An 18,108-nucleotide genomic window follows, 5' to 3' on the forward strand; every position below is an offset into this window, starting at 1 on the left:
CACGACCGCCCGTCCTCTCAACTGCCTTTAGATGTCGCCTTTTAACTGACCAAAAGATGACCAGAGGCCACCAACAAGATCTTTACAGAGCGAACCGGGCACACCAGCGGCCGAAAGTCCCGAGGTGAAGGGACTTTCGGCCCAAGAAAGCACACATGGTCATGCGCTAGGCGGTCGCGGACCCTTACCGCCCATATACGCACGTATCGGCCCGGCGTGGCGGCACTCTCCGGCGCGGCGGGGGAGTTACCCTCCGTCCCGCCTTCCGGCCGCAGGTGCCACCCTCTCCGAGCTGCGCGTGTACGCAAAGGTGCGTACACTTCCCTTATGGCTGAGCACACTGTGACCGTGCGGGAAGCCCGTGCGCACCTGGCGGACCACATCAATCGCGCCGAGGAGGGCTCACCCACGGTGATCACCCGCAATGGCGTACCGGTGGCGGCCGTGGTGCCGATCACGGACTTCGACGCGCTCGAGGAAGCCGCCGATGTCTTGCTGGCCCGGGAGGCGGAAGCGGTCCTGGCCGAGGACGGCCCGACCGTGACCATGGCCGAGCTGCTGGCCGACCTGTTCACCGAGCACTCCGAAGGCGCGGCGTGAAGTACGCGTTCCGGTTCACCACAGCGGCACAGCGGCAACTTCGCGCCATCGACCGGCCTGCCGCCATGCGCATCCTGGCCGCGCTGACCGCGCTCGGCGACGATCCGTACCGCGAGGACGCCGACATCAAGAAACTCACCGGCCCGTCGGGCCTCTACCGACTCCGGGTAGGCAACTATCGGATCGCCTACCAGGTCGAAGACGGCGAACTCATCATCCTCGTCGTCAAGGTCGGCGACCGGCGCGACGTCTACCGCACCCTGTGAACGCAGCGGCCCCCGTCGCCCGAAGGCGACGGGGGCCGCGCGGGCCGTGAACCTCTCAGGCGAGGCTCCAGGCGATGCCGTCCAGGATGTCGTGCTCGCTGACCACGACCTCCTCGGCGCCCGTGCGGTCCATGATTTCCCGCAGGATGAGGGCGCCGGCGGCGATGACGTCGACGCGGCCCGGGTGGATGACCGGGATCGCGGCGCGTTCGGAGTGGGTGGAGGTGACCAGGCGGTCGGTGATCTCCGCGACGCGGGCGCGGGAGATGCGGGAGTGGTGGACGGCCTGCGAGTCGTAGTGGTCGAGGCCGAGGGCGATGGCGGCGACGGTGGTGACCGAACCGGCCAGGCCGACGAGGGTGGCGGCCTCGCGGAGCGGGACGGCGGCCTCGGCCTCGTCGAGGGCGGCGGCCACGTCGACCTTTATCGCGGCGATCCGGTCGGGGGCCGGCGGGTCGCTGATCACGCCGTCGCGCACCAGGTGGCGCTCGGTCATCCGCACGCAGCCCATGTCGACGGAGCGGGCGGCCCGGACGGTGGTGTCGCCGAGGACGAACTCGGTGGAGCCGCCGCCGATGTCCACGACGAGGTACGGGCGGGCGAAGCCTGGCCGTCGGCCCTCCGCACCCCCGGCCTCCATGCCGGTCAGCTCGCGGGTGGCGCCGGTGAAGGAGAACTCCGCCTCCTGGTCACCGGTGATGACCTCGGGCTCGACGCCGAGGATCTCCACCACACCGCGGACGAAGTCGTCGCGGTTCTCCGCGTCGCGGGAGGCGGAGGTCGCCACGAAGCGGGTGCGCTCGGCGCCCAGCTCCTTGATGACCGCGGCGTACTCGCGGCAGGCGGCGAAGGTCCGCTCCAGCGCCTCGGGGGCGAGGCGGCCGGTGCGGTCGACGCCCTGGCCCAGGCGGACGATCTGCATCCGGCGGTCCCGCTCGGTCAGCTCACCGGTGGCCGCGTCGACGTCGGCGACCAGCAGGCGGATGGAGTTGGTGCCGCAGTCGACGGCGGCGACCCGGGTCATTCGGATGCTCCTTCGGCGGCGCCCTCGTCGCAGGGGCTCACGCACGGGCCCTTGCGCCACCACTCGGGCAGCATCGCGATCGCCTCGTCGCCGAGCGGGTTGACGCCGGGACCGGCCGCGAGGGAGTGGCCGACGAGGACGTGCAGGCACTTGACGCGGTCCGGCATACCGCCGGCGCTGGGGAAGCCCTTCAGGACCTCGATGGCGTCGCGGCGGCTGATGTAGTCCTCGTGGGCGGCGCGGTAGGCGGCGGCCAGCTCGGGGTCGGTGGCCAGCCGCTCCGTCATCTCCTTCATCACGCCGTTGGCCTCCAGCGTGCCGATGGCGGAGGCCGCGCGCGGGCACGTCAGGTAGTACAGCGTCGGGAACGGCGTGCCGTCCTCCAGGCGCGGGGCCGTCTCGACGACATCGGGCTGACCGCAGGGGCAGCGATGGGCGATGGCCCGCAGGCCGCGCGGCGGGCGGCCCAGCTGCTCCTTGAAGGCGGCGATGTCCGCGGCGGTGGGCTCGGTGGGCTCGGTCTGGGGCGGAGGCGTGTCCATGTGCGCTTTCGGTGGGATCTTCGATGGGTCTTCGGTGCTCACGGCCGCGGGCCGGTGGCCGCGGCCGGGGTGCGGCGCGTCACCGGTCGGCCGCGTCGACGTCGGCCCAGAGGTTCTCGTACCAGGGGCTGGAGGCCGCTGCCGCGTCCTCGCGCGCGGCGCCGTCGTCGGCGCGCGAGCCGTCCTGGACGATATAACCCGTCTCGCCGGGGCGGACGAAGTGCAGATGCAGCCGGGCCTGCTGCTCGACGTAGGCGGGGTCGCGCCAGCGGGACTTCTCGTCGCGCAGCCGATCCAGCGTCCTGGCCGCCTCCTGGGCCTTGCGGCGCTGGTCGGCGATGTCGGAGCGCTGCGAGACGTACTGCCGTATCGGGTAGGCCAGGGCCACGACGAGGGAGCACATGACGAGGGCCAGCAGGGCGGCCCGGCCGGTGAGGCGGTTGCGGCGGGGGCGCCGGACGCGCTGGACGCGGGCCGCCGCCTGTTCGCCGAGCGCCTTGAGCCGGGTCGCGGTCGAGAACCTGTCCGCGGACACGTCGCCTCCCCTGTTGGCCGACCGTCATGGAGTTCGGGCGCTCCCGCCGGGCGGGGCCGTTCGGAAGCGCAGCCGTCCCCGGCAACGGTACGGGACCGTCGCCGGGGACGAACGCAGGCCGGTGCGGCGGGTGGCCCGCCCACGGTCGGGCGGAGCGGGACGCACCCGGCCGGAAAGGTCAGCCCTTGAAACGGGGGAACGCCGAGCGACCGGCGTAGACCGCCGCGTCGTCCAGGATCTCCTCGATGCGCAGCAGCTGGTTGTACTTGGCGACGCGCTCGGAGCGGGCCGGGGCGCCGGTCTTGATCTGGCCGCAGTTGGTGGCGACGGCCAGGTCGGCGATGGTGACGTCCTCGGTCTCGCCGGAGCGGTGCGACATCATGCACTTGAAGCCGTTGCGCTGGGCCAGCTCGACGGCGTCCAGGGTCTCGGTGAGCGAACCGATCTGGTTGACCTTCACCAGGAGGGCGTTGGCGGAGCCCTCCTCGATGCCGCGGGCCAGGCGCTCGGGGTTGGTGACGAAGAGGTCGTCGCCGACGAGCTGGACCTTGGCGCCGAGCTTGTCGGTGATGACCTTCCAGCCGGCCCAGTCGTCCTCGAACAGCGGGTCCTCGATGGAGACCAGCGGGTAGGCCCCGACCAGCTCCTCGTAGTACTCCGTCATCTCGGCGGCGGAGCGCTCCTCGCCCTCGAACTGGTACTTGCCGTCCTTGTAGAACTCGGAGGCGGCGACGTCCAGGGCGAGCGCGATGTCCTGGCCGGGGGCGTAACCGGCCTCGCGGATGGCCTCCAGGATGAGGTCGAGGGCCTCGCGGTTGGAGCCGAGGTTGGGGGCGAAGCCGCCCTCGTCGCCGAGGCCGGTGGCCAGGCCCTTGTTCTTCAGGACCTTCTTGAGGGTGTGGTAGACCTCGGCGCCCCAGCGCAGCGCCTCGGAGAAGGACTCCGCGCCGATCGGAGCGATCATGAACTCCTGGATGTCGACGTTGGAGTCGGCGTGCGACCCACCGTTGAGGATGTTCATCATCGGGACGGGCAGGACGTGCGCGTTCGGGCCGCCGAGGTAGCGGAAGAGCGGCAGGTCGCTGGCCTCGGAGGCGGCGTGCGCGACGGCGAGGGAGACGCCGAGGATGGCGTTGGCGCCCAGCGAGCCCTTGTTGTCGGTGGCGTCCAGGTCGAACATGGCCTGGTCGATGAGGCGCTGCTCGGTGGCGTCGTAGCCGACCAGCTCCGGGCCGATCTGCTCGATGACGGCGAGAACGGCCTTCTCGACGCCCTTGCCCTGGTAGCGGTTGGGGTCCCCGTCACGCAGCTCGACGGCCTCGAAGGCTCCGGTGGAGGCACCGGACGGGACGGCGGCCCGGCCGGTGGAGCCGTCGTCGAGGCCGACCTCGACCTCGACCGTGGGATTACCTCGCGAGTCGAGAATTTCGCGGGCTACGACGACGTCGATGGACGGCACGTTGTCTCCTTCATGGGTGTCTGGAGTTCTGCGGCACGAGCCTAACGGCCCCGGGGCCCTCCGCTACCTCGCGGCCCGCAGTACGGGACGAAAGGTGCCTCGGACGCCAGGTTCCTGACATTCGACAACGAAGGCCGCGGAACGGAAAAGCAGCTGATAAGGGGCGGGCACGACGCTGTGTCCGGGACCAGGGTACGGAACGGCGAAACCCCGCCTCGGCGCGCGGAGGGCGGCGAGGCGGGGAGCCGGTGCCGCCCCGGGGACGTGCGCGCCGGGCGGGGTATCCCGTGGGGGGGGGTGAGGTCCGCGGGTGAGCGGGGGCTCCCGGGCGGTGCCGGGGGCCGTGGCCCGCGGGTCCGGGCGGCCGGTGCCGCCTCCCGGTCCGGTGGGCCGTGCGTACCGCCGTACGCACGGGCGCGGTGGGCCGGGAGGGGGCGGGGGCCCGGGGTGCGGGGCGGTGGGGCCCCGCGCGGGGATCAGACGTGGAGCTTCTGGCCCGGGAAGATGAGGTTCGGGTTGGAGCCGATGACGGACTTGTTGTCCGCGTAGACCGACTTCCAGTTCTTGCCGTGCGCCTTGGCGATCTTGGCCAGGGTGTCGCCGGACTTCACGGTGTAGTTGCCGTGGCCCATGGCGTGGTGCTGCGGCGCCTGCTGCTTGGGGGCGGCCTGCGGCTTCGGGGCCTGCTGCTTCGGCGCCTGCTGCTGCGGGGCGGCCTTGGGCTGCGGGGCCTGCTGCTTGGGGGCGGCCTTGGTGGTGCCGGTGTTCAGGTCGGGGGACGGACCACCGGAGGTGAGGTTGCCGGCGCCGGCGCAGGACCAGGCGCCCGGGCCCTGGATGGCGAGCAGCTTCTCGGCGGCCTGGATCTGCTGGGCCTTGGTGGCCAGGTCGGCGCGCGAGGCGAACTGGAGGCCGCCGGCGGCCTTCCAGCTGGAGTCGGAGAACTGCAGGCCGCCGTAGTAGCCGTTGCCGGTGTTGATCGACCAGTTGCCGCCGGACTCGCACTGGGCGACGGCGTCCCAGGTGGAGACGGAGGCGGCGGAGGCGTTGGTGGCGCCCATCAGCGGGACGGCCACGGCGGCGCCGGCGACACCGGCGAGGGTGGCGACGCGGACGGCCTTGGAGGGACGGCGGTGCTTGGCCTTGTTGCTCAGCATGATGCGTTTTCCTCACCGACGCCTGCGAGGTGAGCTGTCGGGTTCGGGCGGTGTGGATTGCCCGGCCGTGTGACGCGCACACGGCTTCACCCCAAGCCGGTTGACCCGTTTTCACGGGCGGGGCCGGCACTTACCTTGGGTCCCCCGCTCCTGCCTTCGGCGCTTGCGCGTCGACCACCTTCGCCCACCGGCAGGATTCGGCGTGTGAACGAAGGGCCCGCTTTGGCGAGCGGTCCTGACCGTAAACAGAACCCCCCGTGTCGTTCAAACCCCGTTTTCTGCACCCAGTTGACCGTCAACGACCGCAGAGGGCGCATATTTCCGCAGGTAGGACATGGTGTGGATTCGAAGGGCAGGTCGGGACACGGCGGACACGGACGAGAGCCATGTCTCACTTTCGCCAAAACGGGCAAAAGCCGCCTTTCGGCTCGATCAGTGGCCCAGATCGAGGAGTTGACCTGGCTGGATGAGGTCCGGGTCGTCGCCGATGACGTCCTCGTTGCGCTCGTACAGCGCGGGCCAGCCGCCCGGCAGGTCGCGCGCCTCGACGATGGCTGACAGGTTGTCACCGGAGCGCACGGTGTAGCCGCCCTCGGCCGGGTCCGTCCGCTCACCGCCGCGCGAGGCGTGCCGCCCCGGGGCGCGGTCGCCGTCCTCGTCGGCGCCGCCGCGGTGGCGCCCGGAGCCGTCGCCGCCACGGGGGCCGTCGGTGTCCGCCGGGGGCGTCGTACGGGACGGGTGCGAGGGCTCGGACGGGTGCGAGGCGTGGCCGGACGGGTCGGTGGACGGCTCGTCGGACGGGCCGGGCGTGCCGGGTCGCTGCGATCCCTCGTGCGCCTCCGGGGAGCCGGTGGCGTCGGGCGAGGTGGACGGGTCCGGGGTGCCCGGGTCCGGGGTGTCGGACGGGTCCGGGCTGCCGGACGGGTCCGGGGTGCCCTGCGGGGTGGACGGGTCGGTGGTGTCCGGCGTCGAGGGCTCGTCCTGGTCGGAGTCGGTGCCGGTACCCGTGTGGGCGTCGTCCGCACCGGCGGGCGGGGTGGTGACGGCGCCGCCGGGGTCGACGTCGGGCGCCTCGCCGTCCTCGGTGAGTCCGGCGTCGGACGCGCAGCGGGGCCAGGCGTCGGGGCCGCGCTCGGCGAGGATCGCCTGGGCCACGGCTATCTGCTGGGAGCGGCTGGCCAGGTCGGGGCGGGCGGCGTACTCCAGACCGCCGTGGTCGCGCCACATGTCGAGGGTGAGCTGGAGCCCGCCGTAGAAGCCGTTGCCACTGGCGCTCGACCAGATGCCGCCGGACTCACACTGGGCGACGCGATCCCAGGTGGAGGCGTCGGCGGCGTGGGCGGCGCCCGCGCCGAGGAGGGGCAGGGCGAGGCCCGCGCCGGTCACACCCGCCGTGACAAAGAGGGCCGGTGCCTGGCGGGGGCGACGGTGTCTGCCGTTGCCGGTGCGCATGCGATTGCCTTTCGAGCGGCGGTTGAGTTGTCCGCCCCGCCGCCCCGGTCCGGCCGCCCGGGGTCCGGTACGGCGTCCACCGGAGCGCTGGAGCACGTGTTCGGTGGCAAGGTAGCCGGGCTCACGGGGCGTCACAAGCCGGTGTAGCGGAGATCACGTGTAGGTCACGCGGCTGACGGAGGGTCAACTTCCGGCCTGCGGGCGGCCGTCCGCGCAGGTGGGCGGCGTGTCGTCAGGGGGCCGGGGTGAACTCCACGGGGAGGGTGCGCAGACCCCGCATGATGAGCCCGCCGCGCCACCGCAAATCGTCCGGTTCCGCCGCAAGCCGGATGTCGGGCAGGCGGATCAGGAGGGTGGCAAGGGCGGTCTGCCCTTCGAGGCGGGCGAGCGGCGCGCCGAGGCAGTAGTGGATGCCGTGGCCGTAGCCGAGGTGGGGGTTGTCGGTGCGGCGCAGGTCGAGGGTGTCCGGGGCGTCGAAGCGGGCGGGGTCGCGGTCGGCGGCGGCGAGCACCACCAGCACCGGATCGCCGACGGCTATCCGCTCGCCGCCGAGCGTCAGCTCCTCGGTCGCGAACCGCCAGGTGGCCAGCTCGACCGGGCCGTCGTAGCGCAGCAGCTCCTCGATGCCGGTGGTCAGCACCTCGCGGTCGCCGGCGGCCAGCGACTTCTGGAGGAGTTCGCGCTGGTCGGGGGTGCGCAGCAGGGCGTAGGTGCCGTTGCCGATGAGGTTGACGGTGGTCTCGAACCCGGCGAAGAGCAGGATGAACGCCATCGCGGCGACCTCGTTCTCGGTGAGGTGCTCGCCGTGGTCGGAGGCGCGGATCAGGCCGGAGATCAGGTCCTCGTCGGGCGCGGGCTCGGGCGGCAGGGCGGCGCGCTTGCGGTGGATCAGCTCGGCGAGGTAGCCGCGGATCTTCTTGACCGCCTTGGCGACGCCGCCGCGCGGCCCGCCGCCGGTGCCGCCCGGCTTGGTGTGGCGGAGCATCATCCCGGCCCAGTCCCGGAAGTCGTCCTGGTCCTCGCGCGGGACGCCGAGCAGGTCGCAGATGGCGTAGATGGGCAGCGGGAAGGCGAACTCGTGGATGAGGTCGGCCTCACCGCGGGCGGCGAAGCCGTCGATGAGCGCGTCGGTCAGCTCCTGGACGCGCGGTGCGAAGGCGGCGACACGGCGCGGGGTGAACGCCTTGGAGACCAGACGGCGCAGCCGGGTGTGGTCGGGCGGGTCGATGTTGAGCAGATGCGTCATGAGGTTGGCGCTGCGCTCGCCGGGGATGCCGACCTTGCCCTTGCCGTGGGCGCCCTCGCTGTGGTGCACCGGGTTCTTCGACAGCCGGGCGTCGGCGAGCGCCTGCCGGGCATCGGCGTACCGCGTCACCAGCCATGCCTCGACGCCGCTGGGCAGCTCCGTGCGGTGCACCGGCGCGTGCTCCCGCAGCCAGGCGTAGGCCGGGTACGGGTCGGCGCCGAACTCCCAGGTGAAGAGGGCGGGGGCGGGCGGGGCGGCGGCCGCGGGGTGCGCGGGGCAGCCGGGGGCGGTGTCGGGCGTGGGGTGCACCTTTCGACGGTAACCGCTGCTCGGGGCGGTCGGACGGCGCGGTGCGGGGCGCGGGAGGCGCCCAGCGCCCGGGGACGGCGGCCGGGAGCCGGGGCGCCCGGGCGGCGGCGCGGGCGGACCGCCGAGCAGCGGACCGCCCCGCCTCCCCGGGCGACACCCCTTATTCAGGTGTCTCAGATATCTCAGGTGTCTCGGGCGTCTCCCCCGCCGCCGGCAGTCCCTCCGCCGCGCGGATCGCGTCGCGGTAGGTGCGGGCGGCGGCGCGGAGGGCGGTTTCGGGGTCGGTGCCCTCGGCCTCGGCGCGGGCGGCCAGGGCGAGGAGTTCGTAGCCGATGCCGGGGGCCGACGGGCGGACGTCCAGACCGGCGGTGCGGGCGCGGGAGGCGAGCTTGGCGGCGAGGGCCAGCGCGGGCTGGGTGAGCGGGACGCCGTCGGTGACCGAGGCGCGCCCCTTCTCGGTGGCCTTGGTGCGCAGCCAGTGCGCCCGGACGTCCTCGGGTGTCTCGGCGGGCTCGTCCCCGAAGATGTGCGGATGGCGGCGGATCAGCTTCTCCACGATCGTCCCGGCGACGTCGTCGACCGAGAACGGCGCCTCGGGGTCGTCCTGGGCGATGCGGGCGTGGAAGACGACCTGGAGCAGGACGTCGCCCAGCTCTTCGCGGAGCGCCTCGCGGTCGCCGGTCTCGATGGCCTCGACCAGCTCGTACGTCTCCTCCAGGGCGTACTTGGCGAGGTCCTCGTGGGTGCGGATGCCCGTCCAGGGGCAGTCGGCGCGGATGCGGTCCATGACCTGGACGAGATCGAGCAGGCGGGCGCCGGGCAGGTCGTAGGCGCCGGGCAGCAGCTCCAGGTCGGGCATGGTCTCGCGGCCGGAGCCGGCGAGGCGGGCCAGTCCGTCGGTGAGCGTGCTCTCGCCGTCGGCGGAGGTGAGGACGACGGCCGTGCGGTCCCCGGCGACGCAGTCGTCGACCAGCTCACGGGCGGTGGGGACGGCGGACTCCACCGTGACCCCGGCCTCGCGCAGATACGGCAGCTGCGGGTGGGCGGCGTCGGCGCAGAACACGCGGTCGGCGGCGCGCAGCGTCCGCCAGGCGTTCCAGGACAGCAGGCCCGGGGCGACACGGTGGCTGGTGGTGAGCAGGACCAGGCGCCCGGTGCCGCCCTCGGGGCGGGCAGCGGCGTCGGCGGAGGGCACGTCAGCGTTCACCCCTCGAACGTAACGCACCTCACCGACAGCGCCCCGCGCCGCGGACCGGCAGCGGCCCCGGCGCCCGGGGGCCGCGGGGGCCGGCCGGGCGCCGGGGCCGCTCCCCGGGACGTACCGGCTACGCCTGCTCGCGGGCGCCCGTGGCGTGCGAGATCCACGGGTCCTTCGTCTCGCCGAGGATCACCCGGCGGTCGTTCCAGGAGCCGAAGCGCGGGTTGACGTCGACGCCCATGGCGCGGGAGGTGCGGGCGAGGTTGTCGACGAGGCGGCGCTGGCCCGCGGCGCTGGCGCGGTCGGCGCCGATCTTCTTGGCGAGGCCGTCCAGCAGGAGCTGGTTGCGGACGGTCGCATCGACCTCGTCCGGGGCGACGGACTGCTGCTGGAGCCAGACGGCCTTCAGCCGGTCCGGGCCGCCCAGTTCCTTCTCCGCGGTGTTCCGCCACTTCTGCACGTCGGCGCGGCTGACGGTGACCCCGGCGCGGTCGGCGCTGCGCTCCAGGACCTGCCGGAAGATCATGCCGTTGAGGGTGATCAGGCTCAACTGGCCGGTGTTGGAGATGAGTTGGCCGCCCTGCGGGGACTTGCTCTGGGCCCGGCGTACGTCCTTGACCTTCGCCTGGAGCTGGGCGACGGTGATCCGCTGGCCGCCGACGATCGCGGCGGCACCGGGGTGCGCGTCGCTGCCGCAGGCGGTGAGCAGCGGGGTCGCGGCCAGCAGGGCGGCGGAGACGGATACGGAGAGCACTGTCCTACGGCGGAGCACGGGGCCTCCCGGCAGAGATCGTGAACGAGACGGCGCGGCGCGAACGCCGTGCGGCGGCGGTGGGCGGGGCGCCCCCGGCGGGTGCCGGGAGCGGTCATCTCATCGATCTGGCGTTGATCGATAGTAGGGAGTCCGGGTGCCCCGGGCCACCGGTTGGCCAACGATTCCCCAGGTTTTTGGGTACGCGGGGCGGGACGCCGCGGGGGCGCCGCACACCGGACGCCGCGGTGGCCGCGCGTCCGGCCGTGCACCGGACGCGCGCCGCCCCGCCCCGGGCCCTACTTCGCCGTGAACCGCTCCGGCGCCTGGGTAGGGTTGCCGCCGGTCGGCAGCTTCTCGCTCGGGCAGCCGTCCAGCACCTTCGACATCGCCGCCTTCTCGTCCCGGGTGACCCACAGGCGGTACTTCTTCTTCACCGCCACCTGCCGGGCGACATAGGTGCAGCGGTAGCCCTGGTTCTCCGGCAGCCAGGAGGACGCGTCGCCGTCGCTCTTGCTGCGGTTGGCGGACGCCTCCACGGCGATGAGGTTCAGCGGGTCGTTGGCGAGCGCGATCCGCTTGCGCGGCGCCCAGCGGGACGCGCCCTTCTGCCAGGCGTCGGAGAGCGCGACGACATGGTCGATGTCGACCTTGCTGCTGCCGCGCTGGTAGCGGATGGTGCCGCCGGTGTACGGGTCGTGGGTGAGCGTCCCGGAGGTGACGGCGCAGGTCTTGCCGCGGTGGGTGGTGTTCTCCAGGTCGCGCTGGAGGATGTCGTCGCGGGTGCCGCAGCCGTTGCCGTCGGTGTCGGCCCAGGCGCTGCCGAAGCGGTCACGGGCGTAACCGTCCTGCGAGCCGCGCTTCTTGACGGGCAGTTCCGCCAGCGTCGCCAGGGCGCCACCGGGCGCGCCGGACGCCGTCGTCCCCTCCTTGGCGTCCTTGCCGCCCGTCACATCGGCGGGTGTGCAGCCGGTCAGGGTGAGCAGTGCGGCGACGGCGGCGATGGGCAGCGCGGTCCGTATCCGGTTCAAGTCGGGTGTCCCCTCAGGTAGCTGGGCCGCCGGAGCACCGGTGGCCGGTCCGGCGAAGGAGCGTACGCGCCATGGGGCGGGTACGCCGTAACCGCCCGGTTCGACGGTTTCGAGTATCTTTTCGGAAGCCGAGACGGAGGACGCGCATGGACACGGCCGCAGTGACGGCGGCGGGCGCCGGTCCCGCCGCGCCCGGCACGGCGACCGGGGCGCCGCCCGGGCAGCGGACCGGCCCGCCCGGCACGCCCCGCGAGACGCCGCCCGCCGCGCGCGGCGGCCGCCTCGCCGCGTGGCGGGCGCCGCGCCTCGACCCGTGGTGGCTGGCGGCGCTGCTCCTCGCCGCGTACGCCACCCTGTCGCTGCTGCGCCATCTCACGATGGGCACCGCCTCCTGGGATCTGGGCATCTTCGAGCAGGCGGTGCGCGGTTACGCGCATCTCGGGGCGCCGATCGTCGACCTCAAGGGCCCCGGCACCAACATCCTGGGCGACCACTTCAGCCCGGTGCTGATCCTGCTCGCGCCCCTCTACCGGCTGCTGCCCTCCCCGATGACGCTGCTGGCGGCGCAGGCGGCGCTGTTCGCGCTGTCGTCGGTGCCGGTCACCCGCACCGCCGCCCGGTATCTGGGACGCGCCCGGGGGCTGGCCGTCGGCGGGGCGTACGGGCTGTCGTGGGGCCTGCAGAAGGCCGTCGACTTCGACTTCCACGAGATCGCGTTCGCGCTGCCGCTGCTGGCGTTCGCACTGGAGGCGGTGGTGCGCGGGCGGTGGACGGCGGCGGTGTGCTGGGCCGCGCCGCTGGCGTTGGTCAAGGAGGACCTGGGCGTCACCGCCGCCGCGATCGGCGTGGTGGTGCTGGTCCGGGCGCGGCGGGCGCTGCCGCTCGCCGTCGCGCTGGTCGGCTTCGGTCTCGCCGCCACCGCCGTCACCCTCGGCGTGATCATCCCCGGGTTCAACGGCACCGGCTCGTACGACTACTGGTCCAAGCTCGGCGGGGACGGCGCGCCGGGGCCGGGGATCGGGGCGGGCGAGGCGCTGCACACCCTGCTGTGGGTGCTGCTGCCCACCACCGGTCTGCTGGCCCTGCGTTCGCCGCTGCTGCTGGCGGCGGTGCCGACGCTCGGCTGGCGGTTCGTCTCCCACGAGCCGCACTACTGGGGCATCGACTGGCACTACAACGCGGTGCTGATGCCGGTGGTCTTCCTCGCGCTCGTCGACGCGCTGGAGCGGACGGGGCGTTCGCCGCGGCCCTGGCTGCGCTCGCTGGCCGGCCAGCTCCCGGCCGCGGCGCTCGCCGCGGCGCTGGCGCTGACCACCACGCTGCCACTGGCCCGCCTCACCGAGCCGGCGACGTACCGCATCCCGCCGGAGGTCACCGCCGCCGAGCGGCTGCTGGCGACCGTCCCGGACGGGGCGAGCGTCGAGGCGGACATCCGGCCGCTGTCCCGGCTCGTCTCCCGCACCCGGGTGTTCTGGATCGGCGACACCCGCGGTATCGCCCCCGACTACATCGCGGTGCAGCTGTCCGACGGCCGCACCCCGGAGCAGGTCCGCACCGAGGCCGAGCAGCGGCATCCGCACACCCGGTACGCGGTGTCCGGTACGGCGGCGGAACTCCTGGTGCTGCGGCGGACGTCCGGGTCCTGAGCCGGGCGGAAAAAACCGGGGGCGGCGGCGGGCCGTGGTCGTTACGGTGGCGCGATGGCTCTCCAGGTGATCGTTCTCAACGGCGGTTCCAGCTCCGGCACGTCGTCGCTGGCCCGCGCCCTCCAGGACGTGCTGCCCCGCCCGTGGCTGACGTTCGGCGTCGACAGTCTGATCGAGGCGCTGCCGCCGGGGCTGATGGACGCCCCCGACGGGCTCGTCCTCGGCGCGGACGGTTCGGTCACGCCCGGCGCCGCGTTCCAGGCGCTCCAGGAGAGCTGGCGGCACGGCGTCGCGGCGGTCGCCCGCGCCGGGGCGCCGGTCATCCTCGACGAAGTGTTCCTCGGCGGCGTCGAGGGGCGCCGCGCCTGGGAGCGCGCGCTGGGCGACCTGCCCGCCCTGTGGGTCGGCGTCCGCTGCGACGCGGCCGTCGCCACCGCCCGCGAAAGCACCCGCCCCGACCGCGTCCCCGGGATGGCCGCGGCCCAGGCGTCCCTGGTCCACCGGGGAATGGCGTACGACGTGGAGGTGGACACGGGCCGCCACACCCCGCAGGAGTGCGCGCGCCAGGTGGCGGCGCGGGTGGGGTGACCTACTGCCAGTGCGGTCGGCCGCTCTGCATCGCGCAGTGCAGGGTGGCGCCGTGGGCGTCCCGCGTGGTGAGCCCCAGATGGATGTTCTTGCAGAACTGACCGCGCCGGTAGTGGTTTCCGGACGGCGCGAGGATCACGTCGCCGGAGCCGCCCTGGGCGGCGGTGGGGGCCGGGGCCGTCGTCCGGCGGACCGGTGCCGGGGACTGCGGCGGCGCGGCGGGCCGGGCCGGCGCGTCCGCGTGGGCGGGCCCCTGCGCCGGGGCGGCGGGCACCGCGGGCGACGGGGAGGCGGGCGCGGTCCGTGCGGGCGTGGCCGACGGGGAGTCCGAGGGCGAGGCCGACGGCGAGGGGGTCACGGTGGCGGAGGCCGACGGCGAGGCCGTCGCGGAGGCCGTCGCCGTGGGGGTCGCGGGCCGCTCGCCCGCACCGGCCCCCTCCGGCGTACAGCCGACGACGGAGACCAGAGCGGCCGTCACTAAGGCGGCGGACAGGGCGGCACGGCGGGCACGTATCACGGCAGAGGTATCCAGTCCGGGGAGAAGACGGCGGAGGTATCGGCGTGGGCGATCTCACGCCCCGGGAGAGGATATGCCGATAACTCCCGCAAGGGAGTGGTCAATACCCCGAAACGGGCAGCATCGCGAAGGCTGCGGGCGGCGGCCCGCCCCGCGCCCGGCCGGAGAGCACCACGGGCCGGAGGCGGCGATCCGCCTCCGGCCCGTTGGTGTACGTGCGCCCCTCACGCCCCCAGGATCGTCGTCAGGAACTCCCCCACCCACGCCAGCAGTTCCCGGCCGACCAGCGGTTTGCCGCCGATCTTGCCGGTGGTGGGGCGGGGCACCAGCACCTGGTGGGTGGCCGGCTTGAGGACGGAGCGCGGGTGGAGGCGCTTGAGGCGCAGCTCCTGGGACTCGCGCAGTTCCACCGGCCCGAAGCGGACGTTGGAGCCCTGGAGGGTGATGTCGCTGACGCCGCAGGCCCGCGCCAGCATCCGCAGGCCCGCGACGAGCAGCAGATTCTCCACCGGCTCGGGCAGCTTGCCGTAACGGTCGGTCAGCTCCTCGCGGACCGCCGTGATGTCCTCCTCGCTCGACGCCGAGGCGATGGCGCGGTACGCCTGGAGACGCAGCTGCTCGCCGGGGGCGTAGTCGTGCGGGACGTGCGCATCGACCGGCAGCTCGATCTTGACCTCCGGCGGCGGCTCCTCCTCCACCCCGCCTTCGAGGGAGGCGCGGTAGTCGGCGACCGCCTCGCCGACCATCCGGACGTACAGGTCGAAGCCGACGCCCGCGATGTGCCCGGACTGCTCGCCGCCGAGCAGATTGCCCGCGCCGCGGATCTCCAGGTCCTTCATCGCGACGTACATACCGGCGCCCATCTCGGTGTGCTGGGCGATCGTCGCCAGCCGCTCGTGGGCGGTCTCGGTCAGCGGCTTCTCCGGCGGGTAGAGGAAGTAGGCGTACCCGCGGTCGCGGCCGCGGCCCACCCGGCCGCGGAGCTGGTGCAGCTGGGAGAGGCCGAAGTTGTCGCCGCGCTCGACGATGAGGGTGTTGGCGTTGGAGATGTCGATGCCGGACTCGACGATCGTGGTCGAGACGAGGACGTCGAACTTCTTCTCCCAGAAGTCCACGACGACCTGCTCCAGGGCCTGTTCGGACATCTGGCCGTGGGCCGTCGCGATCCGCGCCTCCGGCACGATCTCGCGCAGCCGCGCCGCCGCCCGGTCGATGGACTCGACCCGGTTGTGGATGTAGAAGACCTGGCCCTCGCGGAGCAGCTCACGGCGGATGGCCGCGCCGATCTGCTTCTGCTCGTACGGCCCGACGAAGGTGAGCACCGGGTGGCGCTCCTCGGGCGGGGTGGTGATCGTCGACATCTCGCGGATGCCGGTGACGGCCATCTCCAGCGTCCGCGGGATGGGCGTCGCGGACATCGTCAGGACGTCGACGTTGGCGCGGAGCTTCTTCAGCTGCTCCTTGTGCTCGACGCCGAACCGCTGCTCCTCGTCGACGATGACCAGACCGAGGTCCTTGAACTTCGTCTCGGAGGAGAAGAGGCGGTGGGTGCCGATGACGATGTCGACGGAGCCGTCCCTGAGCCCTTCCAGGGTCGCCTTGGACTCGGTGTCGGTCTGGAAGCGGGACAGCGCGCGGACGTTGACCGGGAACTGTCCGTACCGCTCGGTGAAGGTGCCGTAGTGCTGCTGGACGAGGAGGGTCGTCGGGACGAGGACGGCGACCTGCTTACCGTCCTGCACCGCCTTGAAGGCGGCACGGACGGCGATCTCGGTCTTGCCGTACCCGACATCGCCGCAGATCAGCCGGTCCATGGGCACGGACTTCTCCATGTCCTCCTTGACCTCGGCGATGGTGGTGAGCTGATCCGGCGTCTCCGCGTACGGGAAGGCGTCCTCCAGCTCGCGCTGCCAGGGGGTGTCCGGGCCGAAGGTGTGGCCGGGCGCCGCCATCCGCGCGGAGTACAGCTTGATGAGGTCGGCGGCGATCTCCTTGACCGCCTTCTTCGCCCGCGCCTTGGTCTTCGTCCAGTCGGCGCCGCCCAGGCGGTGCAGCGTCGGGGCCTCGCCGCCGACGTACTTGGTGACCTGCTCCAGCTGGTCGGTGGGGATGTAGAGCCGGTCGCCGGGCTGGCCACGCTTGGCGGGCGCGTACTCGACGAGGAGGTACTCACGGGTGGCGCCCTGGACGGTGCGCTGCACCATCTCGATGTAGCGGCCCACACCGTGCTGTTCGTGGACGATGAAGTCGCCGGCCTTGAGGGTCAGCGGGTCGATCGTCTTGCGGCGGCGGGCCGGCATCCGGCCCAGCTCCTTGGAGGCGGCCTTCTGCCCGGACAGATCGGTCTCGGTGAGGACCGCGAGCCGCAGCTCCGCATCGATGAAGCCGTTGTCGAGGGAGCCGCAGGCGACATGGACGACGGACGGCGCGAGCGCGGTCAGCTCGGCGTCGAGGCGGGCGGCGATGCCCTCCCCGCCGAGCACCTCGACGGTGCGGGCGGCGGGGCCGTGGCCCTCGGTGACGTAGACGGTGCGCCAGCCGTCGGCGAGCCAGCCCTTGGTGTCGGCGAGGGCGCGGGCGGTGTCGCCGCGGTAGGTGTCGGGGGCGCGCATACCGAGGGTGAGGGTGTCGCCCGCATCGGCGGCGGTGGCCTCGTCGGCGGCGAACTGGCTGATCGACCACCACATCATGCCCAGCTCACGGGCGTGCTCACGGACATCGGCGATGCCCCACAGGGACGCCGCACCGACGTCGATGGGGGCCTCTCCCCCGCCGGCGCTCGCCGCCCAGGACGCCTGGAGGAATTCCTGGCTGGTGGCGACGAGGTCGGCGGCGCGGGTGCGGACCCGCTCCGGGTCGCAGACCACGGCCATGCTCCCGGCGGGCAGCACGTCCAGCAGCAGCTCCATGTCGTCGACGAGGACCGGCGCGAGGGATTCCATGCCCTCGACGGCGATCCCCTCGGCGATCTTGCCGAGGAGTTCGCCCAGCTCCGGGTGGTCCTCGGCGAGGGCGGCGGCCCGCTCGCGCACCTCGTCGGTGAGGAGCAGCTCCCGGCACGGCGGCGCCCACAGACCGTGCTCGGCGACCTCCAGGGACCGCTGGTCGGCGACCTTGAAGTAGCGGATCTCCTCGACGTCGTCGCCCCAGAACTCGATGCGGAGCGGGTGCTCCTCGGTGGGCGGGAAGACGTCCAGGATGCCGCCGCGGACGGCGAACTCACCGCGCTTCTCGACCAGTTCGACCCGGGCGTACGCGGCGGCCGCCAGCCCGTCGACGACCTCGCCGAGATCGGCGCTCTGCCCCGTGCGCAGACTGACCGGCACCAGCTCGCCGAGCCCCTTGACCTGCGGCTGGAGCACGGAGCGGATGGGCGCGACGACGACGGAGACCGGGCCGGTGGCCGGGTCGTCGGGGCTGGGGTGGGCGAGGCGGCGGAGCACCGCGAGGCGGCGGCCGACGGTGTCCGAGCGGGGCGAGAGCCGCTCGTGCGGCAGCGTCTCCCAGGAGGGGAACTCCACGATGGTGTTCTCCTGCCCGGCCGGGACGAGGGTGCGCAGCGCGGCGGCGAGGTCCTCGGCCTCCCGGCCGGTGGCGGTGACCGCGAGCACCGGCCGCTGCGCGTCCCGGGCGAGCGCCGCCACCGCGAAGGGGCGGGCCGCGGGCGGGCCGACGAGGTCCACGTGCGGGCGGTGGCCGTCGGTCGCGGCCTGCACCGCTTCGGCGAGCGCCGGATCCTTGACGACGGCGTCGAGCAGACCAGCAAGGCTCATGAGGGGTTCCGTCC

Annotated in this window: 16 protein-coding genes and 1 riboswitch; of the genes, 4 read left to right on the forward strand and 12 right to left on the reverse strand. The window is 73.3% G+C overall.

From position 1 onward, the window contains the following. Positions 1–327: 327 nt before the first annotated feature. Entirely contained in the window at positions 328–600 is a 273-nt protein-coding gene (locus tag ACZ4U4_RS09995; protein WP_467871131.1) for a type II toxin-antitoxin system Phd/YefM family antitoxin, read from the forward strand. Next, a complete protein-coding gene (locus ACZ4U4_RS10000; RefSeq protein WP_467871134.1) occupies positions 597–866 on the forward strand; it encodes a type II toxin-antitoxin system RelE family toxin in 270 nt (89 codons plus the stop codon). The genes ACZ4U4_RS09995 and ACZ4U4_RS10000 overlap by 4 nt, the downstream gene beginning before the upstream one ends. Positions 867–921: 55 nt before the next feature. On the opposite strand, the gene ACZ4U4_RS10005 is transcribed toward ACZ4U4_RS10000, so the two are convergent. The 10 genes from ACZ4U4_RS10005 to ACZ4U4_RS10050 all read right to left on the reverse strand — a co-directional run bounded on the left by ACZ4U4_RS10005 (position 922) and on the right by ACZ4U4_RS10050 (position 11,570). After that, complete coding sequence (locus ACZ4U4_RS10005) at positions 922–1,890, reverse strand: Ppx/GppA phosphatase family protein (protein WP_467871136.1); 969 nt, start codon at positions 1,888–1,890, stop codon at positions 922–924. After that, positions 1,887–2,432, reverse strand: a complete 546-nt coding sequence (locus ACZ4U4_RS10010; RefSeq protein WP_467871139.1) for a DUF501 domain-containing protein — start codon at positions 2,430–2,432, stop codon at positions 1,887–1,889. Before ACZ4U4_RS10010 ends, ACZ4U4_RS10005 begins: the two co-directional genes overlap by 4 nt. Positions 2,433–2,511: 79 nt before the next feature. After that, positions 2,512–2,967 (reverse strand): FtsB family cell division protein, encoded by a 456-nt coding sequence (locus tag ACZ4U4_RS10015; protein WP_467871142.1) that lies wholly within the window; start codon positions 2,965–2,967, stop codon positions 2,512–2,514. A 178-nt stretch (positions 2,968–3,145) separates the two neighbouring features. Further along, the gene (eno, locus tag ACZ4U4_RS10020; RefSeq protein ID WP_467871145.1) at positions 3,146–4,426 is read right to left on the reverse strand and encodes a phosphopyruvate hydratase; all 1,281 of its coding nucleotides are present in this window, start codon (positions 4,424–4,426) and stop codon (positions 3,146–3,148) included. A 476-nt stretch (positions 4,427–4,902) separates the two neighbouring features. Further along, positions 4,903–5,583, reverse strand: coding sequence for a transglycosylase family protein (locus ACZ4U4_RS10025; RefSeq protein ID WP_467871148.1), 681 nt, complete (start codon positions 5,581–5,583; stop codon positions 4,903–4,905). Between the two features lie 4 nt (positions 5,584–5,587). Beyond that, a riboswitch (cyclic di-AMP (ydaO/yuaA leader) is annotated at positions 5,588–5,755 on the reverse strand. Between the two features lie 260 nt (positions 5,756–6,015). Further along, complete coding sequence (locus ACZ4U4_RS10030) at positions 6,016–7,035, reverse strand: transglycosylase family protein (RefSeq protein WP_467871151.1); 1,020 nt, start codon at positions 7,033–7,035, stop codon at positions 6,016–6,018. 232 nt (positions 7,036–7,267) lie between these two features. Further along, positions 7,268–8,590, reverse strand: a complete 1,323-nt coding sequence (locus ACZ4U4_RS10035; protein ID WP_467871153.1) for a cytochrome P450 family protein — start codon at positions 8,588–8,590, stop codon at positions 7,268–7,270. Positions 8,591–8,750: 160 nt separating this feature from the next. Then, complete coding sequence (locus tag ACZ4U4_RS10040; protein WP_467871155.1) at positions 8,751–9,797, reverse strand: nucleoside triphosphate pyrophosphohydrolase; 1,047 nt, start codon at positions 9,795–9,797, stop codon at positions 8,751–8,753. Positions 9,798–9,915: 118 nt separating this feature from the next. Then, a complete protein-coding gene (locus ACZ4U4_RS10045; RefSeq protein WP_467871158.1) occupies positions 9,916–10,542 on the reverse strand; it encodes a SurA N-terminal domain-containing protein in 627 nt (208 codons plus the stop codon). A 296-nt stretch (positions 10,543–10,838) separates the two neighbouring features. Then, positions 10,839–11,570, reverse strand: a complete 732-nt coding sequence (locus ACZ4U4_RS10050; RefSeq protein WP_467871160.1) for an HNH endonuclease family protein — start codon at positions 11,568–11,570, stop codon at positions 10,839–10,841. A gap of 146 nt (positions 11,571–11,716) precedes the next feature. Here ACZ4U4_RS10050 and ACZ4U4_RS10055 point away from each other — a divergent pair, with 146 nt between their 5' ends. Together ACZ4U4_RS10055 and ACZ4U4_RS10060 are read left to right on the forward strand one after the other, a co-directional pair. Beyond that, on the forward strand, positions 11,717–13,216 hold the full coding sequence (locus ACZ4U4_RS10055; protein ID WP_467871163.1) for a DUF2079 domain-containing protein: 1,500 nt from the start codon (positions 11,717–11,719) through the stop codon (positions 13,214–13,216). 54 nt (positions 13,217–13,270) lie between these two features. Further along, positions 13,271–13,804 (forward strand): chloramphenicol phosphotransferase CPT family protein, encoded by a 534-nt coding sequence (locus tag ACZ4U4_RS10060; protein ID WP_467871164.1) that lies wholly within the window; start codon positions 13,271–13,273, stop codon positions 13,802–13,804. 1 nt (position 13,805) lies between these two features. On the opposite strand, the gene ACZ4U4_RS10065 is transcribed toward ACZ4U4_RS10060, so the two are convergent. After that, positions 13,806–14,282 (reverse strand): hypothetical protein, encoded by a 477-nt coding sequence (locus tag ACZ4U4_RS10065; protein ID WP_467871167.1) that lies wholly within the window; start codon positions 14,280–14,282, stop codon positions 13,806–13,808. 263 nt (positions 14,283–14,545) lie between these two features. Continuing rightward, a complete protein-coding gene (gene mfd, locus ACZ4U4_RS10070) occupies positions 14,546–18,094 on the reverse strand; it encodes a transcription-repair coupling factor (protein WP_467871169.1) in 3,549 nt (1,182 codons plus the stop codon). Positions 18,095–18,108 lie beyond the last annotated feature (14 nt).

This window comes from Streptomyces sp. NPDC029159, from assembly GCF_055564055.1.

What these genes read in the sequence shown, in the direction of transcription:
- ACZ4U4_RS09995 (WP_467871131.1), top strand. Translation starts at nt 328, where the DNA reads ATGGCTGAGCACACTGTGACCGTGCGGGAAGCCCGTGCGCACCTGGCG.
- ACZ4U4_RS10005 (WP_467871136.1), bottom strand. Translation starts at nt 1,890, where the DNA reads ATGACCCGGGTCGCCGCCGTCGACTGCGGCACCAACTCCATCCGCCTG.
- ACZ4U4_RS10010 (WP_467871139.1), bottom strand. Translation starts at nt 2,432, where the DNA reads ATGGACACGCCTCCGCCCCAGACCGAGCCCACCGAGCCCACCGCCGCG.
- ACZ4U4_RS10025 (WP_467871148.1), bottom strand. Translation starts at nt 5,583, where the DNA reads ATGCTGAGCAACAAGGCCAAGCACCGCCGTCCCTCCAAGGCCGTCCGC.
- ACZ4U4_RS10030 (WP_467871151.1), bottom strand. Translation starts at nt 7,035, where the DNA reads ATGCGCACCGGCAACGGCAGACACCGTCGCCCCCGCCAGGCACCGGCC.
- ACZ4U4_RS10055 (WP_467871163.1), top strand. Translation starts at nt 11,717, where the DNA reads ATGGACACGGCCGCAGTGACGGCGGCGGGCGCCGGTCCCGCCGCGCCC.
- ACZ4U4_RS10060 (WP_467871164.1), top strand. Translation starts at nt 13,271, where the DNA reads ATGGCTCTCCAGGTGATCGTTCTCAACGGCGGTTCCAGCTCCGGCACG.
- mfd (WP_467871169.1), bottom strand. Translation starts at nt 18,094, where the DNA reads ATGAGCCTTGCTGGTCTGCTCGACGCCGTCGTCAAGGATCCGGCGCTC.